This is a genomic window from Ghiorsea bivora (genome assembly GCF_000744415.1).
Classification (GTDB): domain Bacteria; phylum Pseudomonadota; class Zetaproteobacteria; order Mariprofundales; family Mariprofundaceae; genus Ghiorsea; species Ghiorsea bivora.
Genome location: NZ_JQLW01000005.1, coordinates 102,108 through 119,742, shown reverse-complemented (window position 1 = coordinate 119,742; position 17,635 = coordinate 102,108). Strand labels below are relative to the sequence as shown.

The window sequence follows — 17,635 nt, the reverse complement described above, 5'->3', positions numbered from 1 at the left end:
TCCCTATTAACTTTTCAGCTTAAATATCACACAAGCCAATGGCGGCAAGGTAACCTCAATCGAATGTCCTTGTTCCATCCAAGGCTGTGCATCTGATTGTACACCACCTGTATTACCAAGGTTTGAACCACCATACGTATACGCATCGGTATTTATAATTTCTTGATAATGCCCAGCTTGTGGAACACCCAAGCGATAATGCTCACGCGGAACTGGCGTTAAGTTCATCACTACAATCACTTCACCACCATTTTTATCACGGCGAATAAAACTCAGCACCGATTGCGCGGCATCATTGCAATCAATCCACTGGAAACCAGCGCCATCAAAATCCACTTCATACAGTGCAGGCTCATTTTTATACACATGATTCAAATCGCGCATCATCAATTGCAAACCACGATGTGGCATAAAGTTGGACTGCTCCCAAGCCAGTGAACTATCAAAATCCCATTCTGGCCATTGCCCAAACTCTAAACCCATAAACTGCAGTTTTTTGCCCGGATGGCCATACATATATGCATACAATAAACGTTGGTTGGCAAATTTTTGCCAATCATCACCCGGCATTTTTTCAGGCATAGAACCTTTGCCATGCACCACTTCATCGTGTGAAAATGGAAGGATAAAGTTTTCCGTAAACGCATACACGGCGGAGAATGTCAGCGCATGATGATGGTAAGATCGGTTAATCGGGTCTTCCTTAAAATAAGAAAGTGTGTCATTCATCCAGCCCATATTCCATTTCATGGTGAAACCCAATCCACCCAAATAGGTGGGGCGTGAAACCATAGGGAAAGATGTGGATTCTTCTGCCATGGTCACCGCACCAGGGAATCGCTCATGCACAAGACAGTTGAATTGTTTCAAAAATTCAATGGCTTCGAGATTTTCTCTGCCGCCGTGTTTATTGGGCAACCACTCGCCTTCTTCACGTGAATAATCCAAGTATAACATAGATGCTACGGCATCTACTCTTAAACCATCGATATGATATTCATCCAACCAAAACAATGCCGATGCAATCAAGAAATTGCGCACTTCATTGCGCCCAAAGTTGAAGATATACGTGCCCCAATCTTTATGCTCGCCAAGGCGTGGGTCTTCATGTTCATACAATGGTGTGCCATCAAATCGCGCCAAACCATGCGCATCTTTAGGGAAATGTGCAGGCACCCAATCAAGGAACACGCCGAGATTATTCTGATGACAATAATCGACAAAATAACGGAACTCATCAGGCGAACCAAAACGACTGGTGGGCGCAAAATATCCTACCGTTTGATAACCCCACGAACCATCATAGGGAAACTCAGTCATCGGCATCAATTCAATATGCGTGTAACCCATCCAGTTACAATATTCGACCACCTGATGCGCTAAATCTTTGTAGTTTAAATACGTGCCATGTTCTCTGCGCCACGAGCCAAGATGCAATTCATAAATGCTCATGGGTTTATCCAAAGCTTGCGTTTCAGGGCGTTTGTTTACCCAATCGGCATCTTGCCACACATAATGCTTGGGATTATGTACTACCGATGCTGTGGCAGGGCGTAGCTCCATTTGTTGGGCATACGGGTCGGTTTTTTGGAACACATCGCCATTTTTTGCACGAATTTCAAATTTATAGGTCTCACCTTCGCATAATTCAGGAATAAATATTTCCCAAATTCCCGATGAACCGCGCACTCGCATTTGATGTTCTCTACCATCCCAGTGGTTAAAATTACCCACCGCACTCACACGTTCGGCAGCAGGCGCCCACACAGCAAAACCAACACCTTGGATGCCCTCATGCTCACGCACATGTGCACCCAAAATACGATACTTCTCAAAGTGGTTGCCTTCACCAATCAGATGCAAATCCATATCACCCAACATGGGTGAAAAGCGATAAACATCCTCTTGCTGCCAAACATGGCCTTCGCGATTTTCAATGCGCAGAGTGTAGTGCTTATCAAAGCTACCTTTTTTCCAATGCTTCTCAAACACATCCGTGCCTTCAATGCGCGTCATGGCTTGGGCGCGCCCACCTTTGGGCACAAGCCACATCTTTTTTGCTTGTGGTTTTAAGGTGCGGATGATTACCCCGCCATCGGGATGTTCATGTCTGCCCAACCAAGCAAAAGGGTCGTGGCTTCGTGCTTCAACCACTGCCCAAGCTTCGGGGGATAAAGTAGGCGCGATCATCAGGTAATCACCGTTGGTTTATTTCTGCCTGTCAGCTCGGGCAGCTTGGATACGGTGTTGGCTGCTTCAATCATGTCAGCAAGGGCAAGCTGTGCATCCAAACCATGTTTACTTGTGTCTGCTTCATAGGATTCCAAATAAATACGAATCGTTGCCCCGCTTGTGCCTGTGCCTGAAAGCCTAAAAATAATGCGTGAACCATCTTCAAATAAGATTCTCACGCCTTGGTTGGTGCTGACACTACCATCAATCGGGTCGGTATATGCAAAGTCATCACACAGCTTCACTACTCGCCCTGCCAAGGTTTTACCTTGTAGGTTATCAAATTGATCGCGTACATTTTGTAACACTTGTGTTGCCGCTGCCGAATCCACACCTTCATAATCGTGCCGTGAATAAAAGTTACGTCCGTATTTTGCCCAGTGATCAGCCAGTACACCTTCTACCGATTCTTGGCGAACGGCCAAAATGTTTAACCAAAATAATACTGCCCAAAGCCCGTCTTTTTCACGCACATGGTTAGAGCCCGTGCCAAATGATTCTTCGCCACACAATGTTACCTTACCAGCATCCATTAGGTTGCCAAAAAACTTCCAGCCTGTTGGCGTTTCAAAGCAATCAATACCTAAAGCTTCTGCCACTCTATCTACAGCCCCCGAAGTGGGCATAGAACGCGCAACACCTGCAATGCCGTTCTTGTATGCAGGTACTAATGTGGCATTAGCTGCCATCACTGCCAAAGAATCACTTGGCGTTACAAAGAAATGGTTGCCTAAAATCATATTACGGTCGCCATCGCCATCTGATGCTGCACCAAAATCAGGTGCATCATCGGCATACAAAATATCTACAAGCTCGTGTGCATAGGTTAAATTCGGGTCGGGGTGCCCGCCATTAAAATCATCTTTGGGCTCACCGTTCATCACTGTGCCTTGTGGTGCCCCCAACATATCTTCCAAAATCATTTTGGCATAAGGTCCTGTCACTGCGTGCATGGCATCAAAGGTCAATGAGAAGTCTTGCGCCAATAGCTCTCGAATCGCATCAAAATCAAAAATCGATTGCATCAGCTCAGCATAATCTGCTACCGCATCAATTACTTCCACCTGCATACCCTGCATTTCAAACGTGCCAAGCTTATCCAGATTAATGTCTGCACAGTCTGCAATTTGATATGCTGTGATGTTTAAGGTGCGCGCATAGATGGCTTCGGTCACGCCTTCAGGGGCGGGGCCGCCATTGCCAATATTATATTTAATACCAAAATCTTCATTAGGACCAGCTGGGTTATGCGACGCTGATAAAATGAGACCACCAAAGGCTTTATACTTGCGAATCACACACGATGCGGCGGGTGTGGATAAAATGCCAGCTTGCCCCACCAATACTTTGGCAAACCCATTCGCCGCTGCCATTTTGAGGATAATTTGAATGGCTTCGCGGTTGTAAAACCTACCATCACCACCCAAAACCAAGGTTTGCCCGTGAATGTCACCAATGGAATCAAACACAGCTTGCACAAAGTTTTCAAGGTAGTGCGGTTGTTGAAAGGTTTTTACCTTGGCTCTTAGCCCAGAAGTGCCGGGGCGTTGCCCTTGAATGGGTTGCGTTGAAATGGATTTGATAGGCATGAAAAGCTCTCCTTTTTCTGTGGGCTAGGCTAAAGCAATGTTACCATAAGCGAAACCACGGCATGAATATCCTTTGATAGCGAAAGCATACAGAAACTGTTAACCTCCGTCTTGCTTTATTAAAAAATATTAATGGTTTCTTGGGAGCAATATCCGATGTCAGAACAACCTCAAACTGTAATAGTAGAACGTAATATTAGTAAGCTTACTGCCAATACCGTGGCTTTGGTGCTCGCTGGCGGGCGGGGCTCTAGGCTGAAAGCTTTAACCCAATGGCGTGCTAAACCTGCTGTGCCATTTGGTGGAAAGTTTCGTATTATTGACTTTCCTATGTCCAATTGTATTAACTCAGGTATTCGCCGTATTTCCGTGCTCACCCAATACAAATCGCATTCCTTGCAGCGCCATTTACAGCGTGGTTGGAGCTTTATGTCGGGTCAGTTTGGGGAGTTTGTAGAAGTGCTTCCTGCTCAGCAACGTATGGGTGAGGGTTGGTATACAGGCACTGCTGATGCTGTGTATCAAAACTTGGATATTATCCGTCAGTACAATCCAGAGTATGTGGTGATTCTTGCAGGTGATCATATTTACAAAATGGATTATGGTAAAATGATTGCAGCTCATGTTGCCAAAGGTGCTGATATTACCGTGGGTTGTATCCCAGTACCTTTGAATGAAGCCAAAGCGTTTGGTGTGATGGCAATCAATGATGAATCGCGTATTGTGGAGTTTGCCGAAAAACCATCGCAACCCAAACCTATGCCCAGTGACGAAAGTCAGGCGCTGGCATCCATGGGAATTTATGTGTTTAGTGCCCAATATTTGCGTGAGCGTTTGATTAAAGATGCCAAAGATGAGGCATCTACCCACGATTTCGGGCATGACCTTATTCCGCATGCTATTGAACATGCGAATGCATTTGCTTTTCCATTTTTGGATGCCAATACAGGTGCATCGGGTTATTGGAAAGATGTAGGAACCGTTGATTCCTACTGGGAAGCCAATATCAATTTGGCCGAGATTGAACCTGAATTAAATTTGTATGATAATAATTGGCCAATTTGGACGTATCACGATCAGTTGCCACCGGCAAAGTTTGCTTTTGATAGTGATAAACGTCGTGGTATGGCAGTTGATTCTATGATTTCAGGAGGTTGTTTAATTACAGGTTCAACGGTGCGCCGTTCTGTATTATTTTCCAATGTTCGGGTGCATTCATACAGCAATGTTGAAGATTCAGTGATTCTTCCTGATGTGGAAATTCATCAAAAATGCACCATTAAACGTTGTGTGATTGATAAAGGTTCAGTGATTCCTGCGGGCACAGAAATTGGCGTGAATGCTGAAGATGATGCCAAACGTTTTTATGTGTCTGAAAAAGGTATTGTCTTGGTCACACCTGAAATGCTGGGGCAAAAGTTACACGAGCTATAAAGGAGCCTGCTAGACGATGTTGGCATTATGCTTGCATCTCTTAAAACACAGATAAGAAAGTAATGGTTATGGTTTCAGAAGCATGTGAGTTATAATCATAACAAAGGGGCCGCATATGAGGGCAGATACCACAACGTTGATCATGATTGGTTATCAGAATGATTATTTTGCAAAAGATGGGATTTTGCGAAGTGTGATTGAGTCTGATGCCGATAGGGTGCTTGCAAACACACTAGACACACTCCATGCCTTGCAGCATACAAAGGTGTTGATGGTATCCACGCCAATTTTGTTTACCGATGATTACCATGAGCTTATCGAGCCAGTAGGTATTCTTGCTGCTATTAAAGAATCTGGCGCTTTTAAGAAGAATTCAACGGGTAGTCAAACCATTGTTGAGCTGGCGAAATTTGGCGAGCATATTATAGAAGTACCAGGCAAGCGTGGCTTGAATGCTTTTGCTCAGACTGATTTGGAGCAAGTGTTGCGAGAGAACCATATCGAAGATGTTGTACTTGCTGGGGTTGTGACTTCAATTTGTATTGATTCCACAGCTCGCGCTGCACATGAGCGAGGGTTTCGTGTACATGTGCTTGCTGATGTCACTGCAGGGCGCACTGATATGGAGCAACAGTTTTATTGTGATGAGATTTTTCCGTTGTATGCCAATGTGATGAACCACCAAGCCTTTATATCCAAAGTCACTTGAGCGCACTATGAGCTATTCAAGCAAAGAGGAACTGCAGCTACAGCAGAACTATCGTTTGATTGAAGCTTTGGAAGCGACAAAGAAACGGTATGAAGCACTTTTTCAGTTTTCTGGTGCTGCCATTATGACATTGAAGGATAAACACTTTGTTGACTGTAACCAAGCTGCTTTGGATATGTTTGGCTTTTCATCCAAACAAATATTTTATCAATTTACACCAGCACAGCTATCGCCTGAGCTTCAGCCAGATGGTGCAGAATCTCAAGTAGCAGCTGACATGCATATGAAGGCTGCGGTGGAACAAGGGAAAACCTCTTTTGAATGGGTACATAAGCGTTTGGATGGCTCTGAGTTTCCAGCTAATGTGCAACTTTCATTTATCCAAGTTGGTGATCATTATGAATTACAGGCAGTGGTTACTGATTTATCGGAGGTGAAAAAAGCAGAAAAGTTAAAGCTAGCGTCGGAAACAAAGTTCAGAAAGCTGCTTGATTTTTTGCCTGATGGCATTGGCGTTAATGTGGGTGGCAAGCTTGTTTATGCGAATCCAGCATTAACTATGATGTTGGGATTTAAGAGCCCTGATGAAATTATTGGTACTATTATGTTAGACTATATACATCCAGATGACCGCAAACTTGCTGTTCAACGCAAACAACAAGTTATAGAAACAGGTCAGCCTATTTCTGAGATAGAAGAACGGTTTTTGCGTAAAAATGGTGAGGTTTTTACTGGGACGGTGGTTTCTGAGCCGGTTGAGTTTGGTGAGCAGCGTGGTGTATTGGTCGTCATTCGAGATATTTCAGCTTTGAAAGCATCACAAGAAAAAATGGTGCATCTCATGCAGGCTGCTGAACGCAGTGCAAAACACTTACGTGAAGCCCAAAAGGTAGCACATATTGGGAGCTGGGAGCTTGATTCTGCAAACAATAAGTTATGGTGGTCGGAAGAAGTTTTCCGTATTTTTGAAATCGATAGTGATGAAAGCCCCGCTTCTTATGATGCGTTTCTTGAAAGCGTTCACCCCGAAGACAGTGACATGTTGGATGCTGCGTTTACCAAACACCTTGAGGAAAAGGTTCCATATGACTTGACGCATCGTTTACAGTTTGTTGATGATAGCGGTAAAGAGCGCATCAAATTTGTACATGAGCGTTGCCAAACAACATTTGATGAAGCGGGCAAGCCACTATATTCCATTGGTACAGTGCGAGACATTACCGAAGAACGACAGCAACAAGAGAAGATGGAGCATGTACAACGATTAGAATCACTTGGTGTGTTGGCTGGTGGCATTGCGCATGATTTTAATAATATTTTGACAGCTATTATGGGACATTCAGCTATAGCTAAAGGTAAATCAGATGTAACAAATACAACGACAGAACACCTTGCAGCTATTGAGGGAGCCAGTCAACGGGCTGCAGATTTATGCAAACAAATGCTGGCATATTCCGGTAAGGGTAAATTTGTTGTGCAGCCTGTGAACCTCTCTGAGTTGGTTGAGGAAATGATTCGTTTGCTTGAAGTCTCGATTCATAAAAGCGTGGTCATGCGCTATGAAATGACACCCAATCTGCCTGCTATTGAGGCAGACTTGGCACAAATGCAACAGGTGATTATGAACTTAGTTATCAATGCCAATGAAGCAATTGGTGAGCGCAGTGGTAATGTTAGTATTGCCACGGGGGTAATGTGGGCAGATGAAGATTACCTACAAAGCACTTATTTGCAGGAAGAGCAGCTTAAATTGGGACGTTATGTTTACCTAGAAGTGAGTGATACGGGTTGCGGCATGGATGAGGAAACCAAAAAGCGTTTGTTTGAACCATTTTTCACAACCAAGTTTACAGGCAGGGGGCTAGGCATGAGTGCTATTTTAGGCATTGTGCGAGGGCATCATGGGGTAATCAAGGTATATTCTGAGCAGGGTAAAGGCTCAACCCTGAAAATCCTGTTCCCAGTCGTTGACCAAGAGGCTGTACCCTTACAAAGGGAAACAAAACTGCAAGAAGACCAACATTGTGGAACGGTGTTAATTGTCGATGATGAAGAATCAATTCGAGAAATAGCATCCATAATGCTTGAAGATGTGGGTTATCATACGATTACGGCAGTGGATGGGCTTGATGCTGTTGAAAAGCTAAAGCAACATGCCAATGAAGTGGACTGTGTGCTTCTGGATATGACCATGCCACGTATGGGTGGTGAAGATGCATTTACAGAAATGCGCCGTATTTGCCCTGAGATTAAAGTTGTTTTATCTTCGGGATACAATCAGCAAATAGCAACCCAACGTTTTACTGGCAAAGGTTTGGCGGGTTTTGTGCAAAAGCCATATATGCCAGATGAATTGTTGTCCAAACTTACGGAAGTGCTGGCAAGTTGAGATATATTTGGGTGCTTTCAGTTTGTAAAAAGCCGATGTGGTGGACGCTGCATAATCCATCATGCAGCCTAGCTGCTTTCAAATGATTCAAATTCCATGCAAAGGAACACTATGAGCCAACCATTATCCGTTATTTTTTACTGGCATATGCATCAGCCATTCTACCGCGAGGCGGATACTGGGCGCTATCATTTGCCGTGGGTTTATCTGCATGCCATGAAAGATTATACCGATATGGCAGAAATTTTACTGCAAATCCCTCATGCCAAAGCGGTGATGAATTATGTACCCTCATTAACCCATCAAATTAAAGATTATGCGGCACATTTGCGCGATTTTTTGGATGGGAAAACAACAGAAATTAATGACCCTTTATTGGCATTTTTGGCACAGGAACAAAGTTTTGATAAGGTTTCACGAACTTATTTGTTAGATGCATGTTTTCGTTTAAATCACGATAGAAATATGCATCGCTACACTGCATATTCCAGTCTTTTTCATATGGCAGAACATGCAAAAAATATCAATACAATTGATTACCTGGGCGATAATTTCTTTACCGATTTGGTCACTTGGTATCATCTTGCTTGGCTGGGTGAAACAGTGCGCCAAAACAACTTTGTTGCCCGCCGCCTGATTGAAAAAGCAGGTGATTTCAGCTCCCAAGACCGCCATGATTTGCTTGCACTTATTACAGATTTACTTGAAAATATTCCGTCTTTGCATCGTAGGCTTGTGGAATCAGGTAAGTTAGAGCTCACCACTACACCTTATGCTCATCCCATCATGCCTTTGATGCTCGATTTTGAATCGGCGCATCAAACTGTGGCTGATGCTTTGATTCCTGATGAGCCATATCCAGGTGGTAAAGAACGCGCGCTTGACCATATTCACAAAGCTCAACAAAGCCATGAACAAGTGTTTGGGCATCAAGCCAAAGGTTGCTGGCCTGCGGAAGGGGCTGTGTGTAATGATACCCTTGCTTTGCTGGGGCAATCCGGTTTTGACTGGTGCGCTACGGGTGAAGCTGTATTGCATCATTCACTCAAAACCAATTTGCGCGAACAACAAGGCAACCGCGACCTTTACCACCCTTGGTTGGTGGGCGAAGGCGAGAATCAAATCAGTTGTTTTTTTCGAGATGATAGGTTGTCCGACTTGTTGGGTTTTGAATACAGCAAATGGAATACCGATGATGCCATCAACAACTTTATGCATGAGTTGGCAGGCATTCGTCATCGCACCCAAGGTATGGAAGCCCCTGTGGTTGCCATCATCATGGATGGTGAAAATGCTTGGGAACATTACCATGAGAATGCCTTACCTTTCTTAACCAAACTTTATCAGGCAGTGATTGAACACCCTGAATTTGAACTCACCACATTCAGTGATTATCTCGAGCAGCATCCAGCCACAGAGAAACTTGATAACCTCACCGCAGGTTCTTGGGTCTATGGCAATTTATCCACTTGGATTGGCGACCATGCCAAAACACGCGCTTGGGAATTGTTGATTGAAGCCAAAAAAGCTTTTGATGCACACTACGAAAGTTTAAGTCATGACACCCAAGAAGCAGCCATTGAACAATTGCGTATTTGCGAAGGTTCGGATTGGTGTTGGTGGTTTGGCGACTACAACCCCAGCAATGCGGTGCGTGATTTCGACCAACTTTATCGTACCCATTTGAAAAAGTTGTATCAACTGCTCGGGCATGCAGTACCTCAATCTTTGGATGAATCGATTTCTTCAGGTGGTGGTGATGCAGAAGGTGGTGGAGCCATGCGCCGAGGCGGGGCAGGTAGTTGAGTTTAACTATGCAAAGCCAGTGGATAGACCGCCGCAGCTCTGCAGTGTTATTGCATATCACATCCTTACCAAGTCCTTTTCATAAAGGTGTATTGGGGCAAGAAGCGTTAACCTTTATCGACAGCATAAGTGCAGGTGGTTTCCGCGTTTGGCAGTTTTTACCCTTAGGGCCAACCCACGGGCATGGTTCACCCTATGAATCCTTATCCACCTTTGCAGGTAATCCCGAATTGATTGATTTGCGCCCATGTTTAGCTGCAGGCTGGTTACCCCAAGGCATCATGTTAAAAAATGTATCGGCTGAACAACATGCCGCATACCGCCAACAAGCTGCACAATCGTTTTGGCAAGAGGTACTGAATAATACAGGGCTAGCCGAGCAAGTCGCAGCTTTCCAAACACAACAAGCTTACTGGTTGGATGATTTCGCTTTGTTTTCTGCGCTTAAATCAGCCACCAATAGTGCTGCTTGGTGGCAATGGGCTGATGATTTACGTAACCGTGATGAACAAGCGTTAAAAGTCGCGCGAAATGAACATCAAACACGCATTCAACAAGTCACTTTTGAGCAATTTATCTTTGCCGAACAATGGCAAGCCATCAAGGTCTATGCCGAAAGCAAAGGTGTGCAACTCTTTGGCGATTTGCCCATTTATGTAGCACATGATTCGGCTGATGTTTGGGCAAACCCGCAATTCTTCACCCTCAATGAACAAGGTGAATGCACCGAAGTTGCAGGTGTACCCCCTGATTATTTCTCAGAAACAGGGCAACGCTGGGGTAACCCTTTGTACCAATGGGACGTATTGCAACAAGATGGTTTTAAGTGGTGGGTAAGGCGAGTTTCTCGTCAGTTGGAATGGATGCATATGTTACGCATCGACCACTTCCGCGCCTTGGAAGCGTGCTGGGTGATTCCCGCCGATAGCGACACAGGTTTGATTGGCAAATGGCGCACTGTGCCAGGGGATGCTTTATTGCAAACCTTGCAGAATGAACTGGGTAAACTGCCCTTAGTTGCCGAAGATTTGGGTATCATCACTGATGAAGTCACTACCCTTCGCAAAAAGTTTGGGTTGCCTGGCATGAAAATCCTACAGTTTGCCTTTGGTGGCGACAGCGACAACCCATATTTACCTGAAAACCACGAAGAAGACAGTGTGGTTTATACAGGAACGCATGATAATGATACGACGATGGGTTGGTTTGAGCATAGTGAGCCGCATGTGCAACAACACGCTTTAGACGTGTTACACGCCACAGCTGAAGATATGCCGTGGGCATTGATTGAGGCAGCCTTGGCTTCACCTGCACTTTTAAGCGTGATTCCCATGCAAGACTTATTAGAACTGGGCACAGAAGCCAAACTTAATACACCTGGTACACTGGAAGGAAATTGGTCTTGGCGATTAAAAAATATCCCAGACATGAAGCATGCATGTTGGCAAAAGAGCTTGCGGCTTAATCAGACGTATGACCGTTGTTAATGATTACTTTCAGTATGGGTTAATAAGTATTCTTTGGGTGTAAAAATTTTTAGATGGCTATGAGCACAGTCTTTTTTTGTTTCGTGTAATGATGCAGTTGCAGGCATGATTTTCAGCGACAAAGTTTTGCACACCATCTTCAAAATCTTTAAACTTAGAGTGTAATGACTTGCCAATGTCTTCATCAGTAACGGGAAGTACCTGTAGTATTTCACGCAAGGACTTGATGGCTGTCTTTGCTGAATTAGAATCATAACGGGTTAAAATATAATAGATGTTTGCGATAGCTAGCGTGGTGGTGCAGCCTGTTATTTCATGTGTTTCGCAAAGGTTAAGAATTTGACTGGATTCAATCAAGAATACCTCTCTTCCTAGCAGTACATCTAAAATCACATCGGAATCAACATAAGTTTTCATGGCTTGCCTTTATATTTTTGTACCAACTGTTTATATGACAACCCTTCATCATCTGCCTTAAACATGCCTGAAAGTGCCTTTGTTTTTGGGGCGATAGGCGGCAAGTCAGCTTGATTCGAAACCAATGATTCAAAGTAGTTTTCAACAAGCCCAGACAAACTGGCATGATGTTCTTTTGCCCAAACCTTTGCTTTTTTTATGGTTTGTTCGTTGAGAGAAAGTGTTAACTTCGTAGCCATCATAAATCTCCATAACTACAATATTACTAATATACACGTATCATGCCAAATATACATACGTATAAAGTATGTGTTTTTTTATATGCAGCCAAACATTTAAACAATCATTCTTTACGATTATCTTTATAATAGTTCAGCAAACCATTGGTTGATGAATCATGGCTGGTCACTTCATCGTAATCATCAAGTTCTGCCAAGATTTTCTTCGCTAATACTTTGCCAAGCTCAACACCCCATTGGTCATAAGCATTTAAGCCCCAGATTTCGGCTTGTACGAACACTTTTTGTTCATACATGGCAATCAAGCTACCTAATGTTTTGGGGGTTAACATTTGGAATAAGATGGAGTTGGTGGGGCGGTTGCCTTCAAAGACCATGTGCGGCAGTAACATTTCGATTTCTTCTTCTGTTTTATTTCTTAAATCTTGGCGTACTTCTTCTTCAGTTTTACCCAGCATCAAGGCTTCTGTTTGGGCAAAGAAGTGGGTTAATAAGATAGGATGATGGCGACCGACTGGGTTTTTGGTTTCAATCGGAGCAATAAAATCACAAGGTACAAGTTTGGTACCTTGGTGAATCAGTTGATAGAAGGCATGTTGCCCGTTGGTACCTGGTTCACCCCAAATGATTGGCCCTGTGGAGTAATCCACTTGTTCACCGTCGGTGGTGACTTTTTTACCATTACTTTCCATGTCCAATTGCTGTACATAAGCAGAAAAACGATGCATATATTGGTCATACGGCAATAAGGCATGGGAATCTGCATCAAAGAAGTTGTTGTACCAAATGCCAAGCATGGCGAGTATCACAGGTATATTTTCTTCTAAGGGGGCGGTTCTGAAATGTTCGTCCATTTCATGTGCGCCTTCAAGCAATGCCTCAAAATTGTCCATACCAATATACAATGCTGTGGATAAACCCACTGCACTCCACAATGAATAGCGACCACCTACCCAATCCCAAAATTCAAAAATATTTTCAGGGTCTATACCAAAGTTGGTCGCGGCTTTGGTGTTGGCGGATACGGCAATAAAGTGTTTGGATACGGCTTGTAATGTGCCGCCACGGGTTAGAAACCAATCGCGGGCCGTTCTTGCATTGGTCATGGTTTCTTGGGTGGTGAATGTTTTGGATGCGATGACAAACAGCGTGGTTTCCCTGTGTAAATGGCGCAATACTTCAACGGCATGTGTTCCATCGACATTGGAGATAAAGTGAATATCCAGCCCGCCAGCCCGCCCATAAGGTTTGAGTGCTTCTGTCATCATCACAGGCCCTAAATCTGAGCCACCAATACCAATGTTTACAATGTCTGTAATGGGTTTTCCCGTGCTGCCTAACCATTCACCTGAACGCACGGTATCCACAAGTTTGCGCATACGCGCCAGTACACGATTAATATCAGGCATCACATCTTCACCATCAACAATCATAGGGCGGTTGGAGCGGTTACGCAGAGCTGTGTGCAGTACCAATCTGTTTTCTGTGATATTAACTTTTTTTGCGGAAAATAAACGTTCAATACAGCTTTCGAGATTACGCTCACGCGCCAAATCCAAAAGTTTGGTTTTAGTTTCTTCGTTCATGATATTCTTGGAATAATCCACCAAGATATCATTGAGTTTTAAGGAGTATTTCTCAAAGCGTTGGGGATCTTGGGCAAATAAGTCGCGCATGTGTACTTTTTTCATCTCTTGTGCATGCGCTTCCAATGCTTTCCAGCTTGCCATTTGTGTTAACTTAGACATCCCGTTCCTCCAAATAAAAAAACTGTATCACAGGTGCAACTTAGCTTAAAACAGAGATAAAAGCTAATGTTTATAAAGCCTTTCTGATGTAAGTAATAGATAGAAGAAAAAAATAAACTTATCTGTTAAAGTGCGTTTGTCATTGAAGGATTTGGAGGTAAACATGGGGCAACTCAACATTGTATTTATTGCATCTGAAGCAACACCACTTGCTAAAACAGGAGGACTTGCGGATGTGGCAGGTTCCTTGCCTCTGGCGTTGCAAAGTTTGGGGCATCAGGTGACGGTGATTCTACCATTTTATCGTCAACACCTAAATCAAAACAATGTTGCAACCCAACCACTCAACATCAGTATTGAAATGTGGGTGGATGGTTTTCAGCGTCAGTGTCCACTGCATGAAACCGTTGTAGATAAACTTAGGTTCATTTTGGTTGAGCAAGATGATTTGTTTGACCGCGAAGGCATTTATGGCCTTGCAGGTGGTGCGTATGAAGACAACCTGCTTCGTTTTACCTTGTTTGACCGTGTTGCCCTTGAAGCCATTGCTAAAATGGATGCTCCTGTGGATATTATCCATTGTCATGATTGGCAAACAGGTATGGTTCCGTTGCTCAAAAAAACACAATATATTCATCATCCCAACTTAAGCCGCGCCAAGACGGTGTATACGATTCATAACCTTGCTTATCAGGGCATATTCCCACCTGAATGGATTCATCGTTTGGGTTTACCTAGCCAATATTTTCATATGGATGGTTATGAATTTCATGGTCAAATCAACTGCATGAAAGCAGGTATTGAAGCTGCCCATGCGCTAACCACAGTTAGCCCTACTTATGCCAAAGAAATCATGACACCTGAATATGGTTGTCAGCTTGAAGGTTTTTTACAACATCATGCGGATAAATTATCGGGTATTGTGAATGGTTTGGATTTGGATGCTTGGAACCCTCAAACTGATACTGTGATATACAGTAACTTTGGTGCGGGTAAAATTACAGGCAAAAAGGCATGTAAAAAAGCATTACAAAGTCAAACGGGTTTAACTGTGGATGCCAAAGTACCGCTATTAACCTTGATTTCACGCCTTGCTGAGCAAAAAGGCATTGATTTGTTGCTTACCAACATCCAAACATGGTTAGACCGTGGTTATCAGTTGGCTATTCTTGGTTCAGGTGATACAGGTAGCGAAGCAGCACTCACAGCACTTGCCGCTGCCAATCCGACGCAAATGTATTTTTATCAAGGGTTTAGCGAAAGTGTTGCCCGCGAAATCTATGCGGCGGGTGATATGTTTCTCATGCCATCGCGTTTTGAACCGTGTGGACTTGGGCAATTGATGGCAATGCGCTACGGAAATATCCCTATTGTTCGCGCCACTGGCGGTTTAAAAGATACCGTGGTGGACTACAATCAAAATGCCAAGCAAGGCACAGGTTTTCATTTTGAAGATGCCACCCCGCAAGCATTTGATGTTGCGGTCGAACAAGCTGTTGCTGTATTCCAGAAACCAGCAACATGGGCACGTATTCGCAGCCGTGCGCTTAAACGTGATTCATCATGGCAAGCTTCAGCAGAGGCTTATGTGCAGCTATACACTGAGCTTTTGGATGACTAATGCGGGTGATGTACTTGCCGCAGACATTGGCGGCACGAATTTACGTTTGGCGCGAGTGCAAGCGGGTGGTCATATCGTGCAAGAAGTCCGTGTGCAAACCCAGTTTAGCCAACTGTCAGGGCTTTCCAGTGAAGCAGCAGCGCAAGCTATTGTGAATACCATCAGCCAAGCTGCTAAACCACTGTTGGATGTGAATATCATTGGTTTGGGCATCGGTTTCCCAGGATTTTTCATGGGTGATTCAGGTATCTTAGCCAGCTCACCCAATATTCCACAACTGCACAATTTCAAGCTTGCCGAATCATTATCCCAACAGCTCAGCATGCCTGTATTTGCGCAAAATGATGCCTTATGTGCTGCCATTGGCGAACAAAGTTTTGGTGCAGGCAAAGGCATGAATAACCTATTACATATCACACTTGGCACAGGCATTGGTGGTGGTTTAATCCTCAACAATCAGCCTTACACAGGTGAAAGTGGCATGGCGATGGAGTTTGGGCATTTGCGCGTGGAGCATGATGACGATGCAAGGCTTTGCGGCTGTGGTCATCATGGTTGTGTTGAAGCTTATGCCTCAGCCACAGCAATCAGCACACGATATGCTGAGATTTCAGGTGAAAAACTTGAAACAAAAGTCGTTTTTGAACGCGCCATGCAGGGAAACAAAGAAGCCAAGGCCATCATCGAAAGCGCAGGCACTTATCTTGGGCGAGCCATTGCCGAAGCCATCAAACTCTTAGATATTCATACCGTCACCATCAGTGGAGGGTTGATTGGCGCATGGGACATGCTGCACCCAAGCATGATGAATGCACTGAATGCACAGCTCATTCCACCGCAACAAAACAAAGTACGCATTTTGCCTTCGGCACTTAAAGATAATGCAGGTCTTTTGGGAGCTTCTTCTTTAATAAAATATAGGGTTTAAACAAATAGGTTGACCCTTGACCATACTTTATGGTTTATCATTGCAGCATGAAAATTGGTGAGCTAGCAAAAAAAACAAACGTTAATATTGATACTATTCGTTATTATGAGAGGCGAGGTTTATTAAGCAAACCTAAGCGATCAGCATCAGATTACCGTATTTATTCGGCAGCAGATGCCAAACGATTATTATTTATTGTACATGCTAAAACACTTGGTTTTACCCTTGAAGAAATCAAAATACTTTTGTCATTGCGTTCGGGAGAAAGCAATTGTGAAGAAGTGCGCCAAATTGCTACGAACAAAGCGGGTGAAATTGCTTTGCGTATTCAAAGTCTTTTACGCATGCAGCATGTATTACTCGAACTTGCAGAGCAATGTGAGCAAAAAGATAAGGGTGATTTGTGTCCGATTTTAAATGCGATGGCGCACGATCATGAATAATTCACACGGTATCCAGCCAGAAAACATCATTGTTTGGGGCTGTTTTTGCAGGGGGCTTAGCATCGTATTTTATGCTTTTTGAACCGTTTCGTCCTTTGTTTTGTTGTTTTGGCTCGGCTGGCAGCATGGGCAATCATAAAAAAGATGCGCTGACCAGGGTTGTATACCTCCCCAAGTAACATGGTTTTGGGTACGGGCTGTTATGGCAATTATGCTATTGGCAGGTATTGTTCTTTCAGTTTGGGTGGGTTACTTGGATGTTGTTTTATTACCCTTATCGGTATTTTTTACAGCTTTGTTTTTGTATGTTTTATGGAACAAAGGTTCATCAAAGGAGAATGATCATGACAAAAGAAATTATTCCTAATTCAACCATTACATGCCCAGAATGTGGCTTTAGTAAACAGGAAACCATGCCAACAGATGCTTGCCAATGGTTTTATGAGTGTACGGCTTGCCATGTTGTGCTTAAACCCAAAGTAGGGGACTGCTGTGTATACTGCTCTTATGGCGATGTGCCATGCCCGCCCATACAGCAACAGGCAGCTTGTTAAGCTGCTTGAAGTATTGAGTTAACTATGCTTAACCTGTGG

At 43.8% G+C, this 17,635-nt stretch carries 15 protein-coding genes; 10 read left to right on the top strand and 5 right to left on the bottom strand.

Annotated elements, in window-relative coordinates; genetic code table 11:
• Positions 1-6: 6 nt before the first annotated feature.
• Both glgB and DM09_RS01085 read right to left on the bottom strand, forming a co-directional pair.
• Positions 7-2,190, bottom strand: coding sequence for a 1,4-alpha-glucan branching protein GlgB (glgB, locus tag DM09_RS01090; protein ID WP_051937878.1), 2,184 nt, complete (start codon positions 2,188-2,190; stop codon positions 7-9).
• Complete coding sequence (locus DM09_RS01085) at positions 2,190-3,821, bottom strand: alpha-D-glucose phosphate-specific phosphoglucomutase (protein ID WP_038246920.1); 1,632 nt, start codon at positions 3,819-3,821, stop codon at positions 2,190-2,192. Before DM09_RS01085 ends, glgB begins: the two co-directional genes overlap by 1 nt.
• A gap of 156 nt (positions 3,822-3,977) precedes the next feature.
• Here DM09_RS01085 and glgC point away from each other — a divergent pair, with 156 nt between their 5' ends.
• The 5 genes from glgC to malQ all read left to right on the top strand — a co-directional run bounded on the left by glgC (position 3,978) and on the right by malQ (position 11,646).
• Positions 3,978-5,255 (top strand): glucose-1-phosphate adenylyltransferase, encoded by a 1,278-nt coding sequence (gene glgC / locus DM09_RS01080; protein ID WP_038246917.1) that lies wholly within the window; start codon positions 3,978-3,980, stop codon positions 5,253-5,255.
• Between the two features lie 115 nt (positions 5,256-5,370).
• Complete coding sequence (locus tag DM09_RS01075; RefSeq protein ID WP_038246913.1) at positions 5,371-5,964, top strand: cysteine hydrolase family protein; 594 nt, start codon at positions 5,371-5,373, stop codon at positions 5,962-5,964.
• Positions 5,965-5,971: 7 nt separating this feature from the next.
• Positions 5,972-8,353, top strand: coding sequence for a hybrid sensor histidine kinase/response regulator (locus DM09_RS10940; protein ID WP_051937875.1), 2,382 nt, complete (start codon positions 5,972-5,974; stop codon positions 8,351-8,353).
• Positions 8,354-8,464: 111 nt separating this feature from the next.
• Positions 8,465-10,159: a glycoside hydrolase family 57 protein gene (locus tag DM09_RS01065; protein WP_038246910.1), complete on the top strand. Its 1,695-nt coding sequence runs from the start codon at positions 8,465-8,467 to the stop codon at positions 10,157-10,159.
• On the top strand, positions 10,156-11,646 hold the full coding sequence (malQ, locus tag DM09_RS01060; protein ID WP_232507712.1) for a 4-alpha-glucanotransferase: 1,491 nt from the start codon (positions 10,156-10,158) through the stop codon (positions 11,644-11,646). Before DM09_RS01065 ends, malQ begins: the two co-directional genes overlap by 4 nt.
• A gap of 57 nt (positions 11,647-11,703) precedes the next feature.
• Here malQ and DM09_RS01055 read toward each other — a convergent pair whose 3' ends face one another.
• From DM09_RS01055 to pgi, 3 genes are all read right to left on the bottom strand, one after another.
• Complete coding sequence (locus DM09_RS01055) at positions 11,704-12,063, bottom strand: PIN domain-containing protein (protein ID WP_051937873.1); 360 nt, start codon at positions 12,061-12,063, stop codon at positions 11,704-11,706.
• Positions 12,060-12,305, bottom strand: a complete 246-nt coding sequence (locus tag DM09_RS01050; RefSeq protein WP_157753578.1) for a DUF6364 family protein — start codon at positions 12,303-12,305, stop codon at positions 12,060-12,062. Before DM09_RS01050 ends, DM09_RS01055 begins: the two co-directional genes overlap by 4 nt.
• Before the next feature lie 101 nt (positions 12,306-12,406).
• Positions 12,407-14,050 (bottom strand): glucose-6-phosphate isomerase, encoded by a 1,644-nt coding sequence (gene pgi / locus DM09_RS01045; RefSeq protein WP_038246904.1) that lies wholly within the window; start codon positions 14,048-14,050, stop codon positions 12,407-12,409.
• Between the two features lie 163 nt (positions 14,051-14,213).
• On the opposite strand from pgi, the gene glgA reads away from it, so the two are divergent.
• The 5 genes from glgA to DM09_RS01025 all read left to right on the top strand — a co-directional run bounded on the left by glgA (position 14,214) and on the right by DM09_RS01025 (position 17,596).
• Positions 14,214-15,671 (top strand): glycogen synthase GlgA, encoded by a 1,458-nt coding sequence (gene glgA / locus DM09_RS01040; protein ID WP_038246901.1) that lies wholly within the window; start codon positions 14,214-14,216, stop codon positions 15,669-15,671.
• Positions 15,664-16,599 carry an ROK family protein gene (locus DM09_RS01035; RefSeq protein ID WP_038246898.1) on the top strand — a complete coding sequence of 312 codons (936 nt, stop codon included), beginning with the start codon at positions 15,664-15,666 and terminating at the stop codon, positions 16,597-16,599. Before glgA ends, DM09_RS01035 begins: the two co-directional genes overlap by 8 nt.
• A gap of 47 nt (positions 16,600-16,646) precedes the next feature.
• Positions 16,647-17,042, top strand: coding sequence for a heavy metal-responsive transcriptional regulator (locus tag DM09_RS01030; protein WP_038246896.1), 396 nt, complete (start codon positions 16,647-16,649; stop codon positions 17,040-17,042).
• Positions 17,043-17,244: 202 nt separating this feature from the next.
• Complete coding sequence (locus DM09_RS11505) at positions 17,245-17,409, top strand: mercury resistance system transport protein MerF (protein ID WP_157753577.1); 165 nt, start codon at positions 17,245-17,247, stop codon at positions 17,407-17,409.
• The gene (locus tag DM09_RS01025) at positions 17,387-17,596 is read left to right on the top strand and encodes a GDCCVxC domain-containing (seleno)protein (protein WP_038246893.1); all 210 of its coding nucleotides are present in this window, start codon (positions 17,387-17,389) and stop codon (positions 17,594-17,596) included. The genes DM09_RS11505 and DM09_RS01025 overlap by 23 nt, the downstream gene beginning before the upstream one ends.
• The last annotated feature ends 39 nt before the right edge of the window (positions 17,597-17,635 follow it).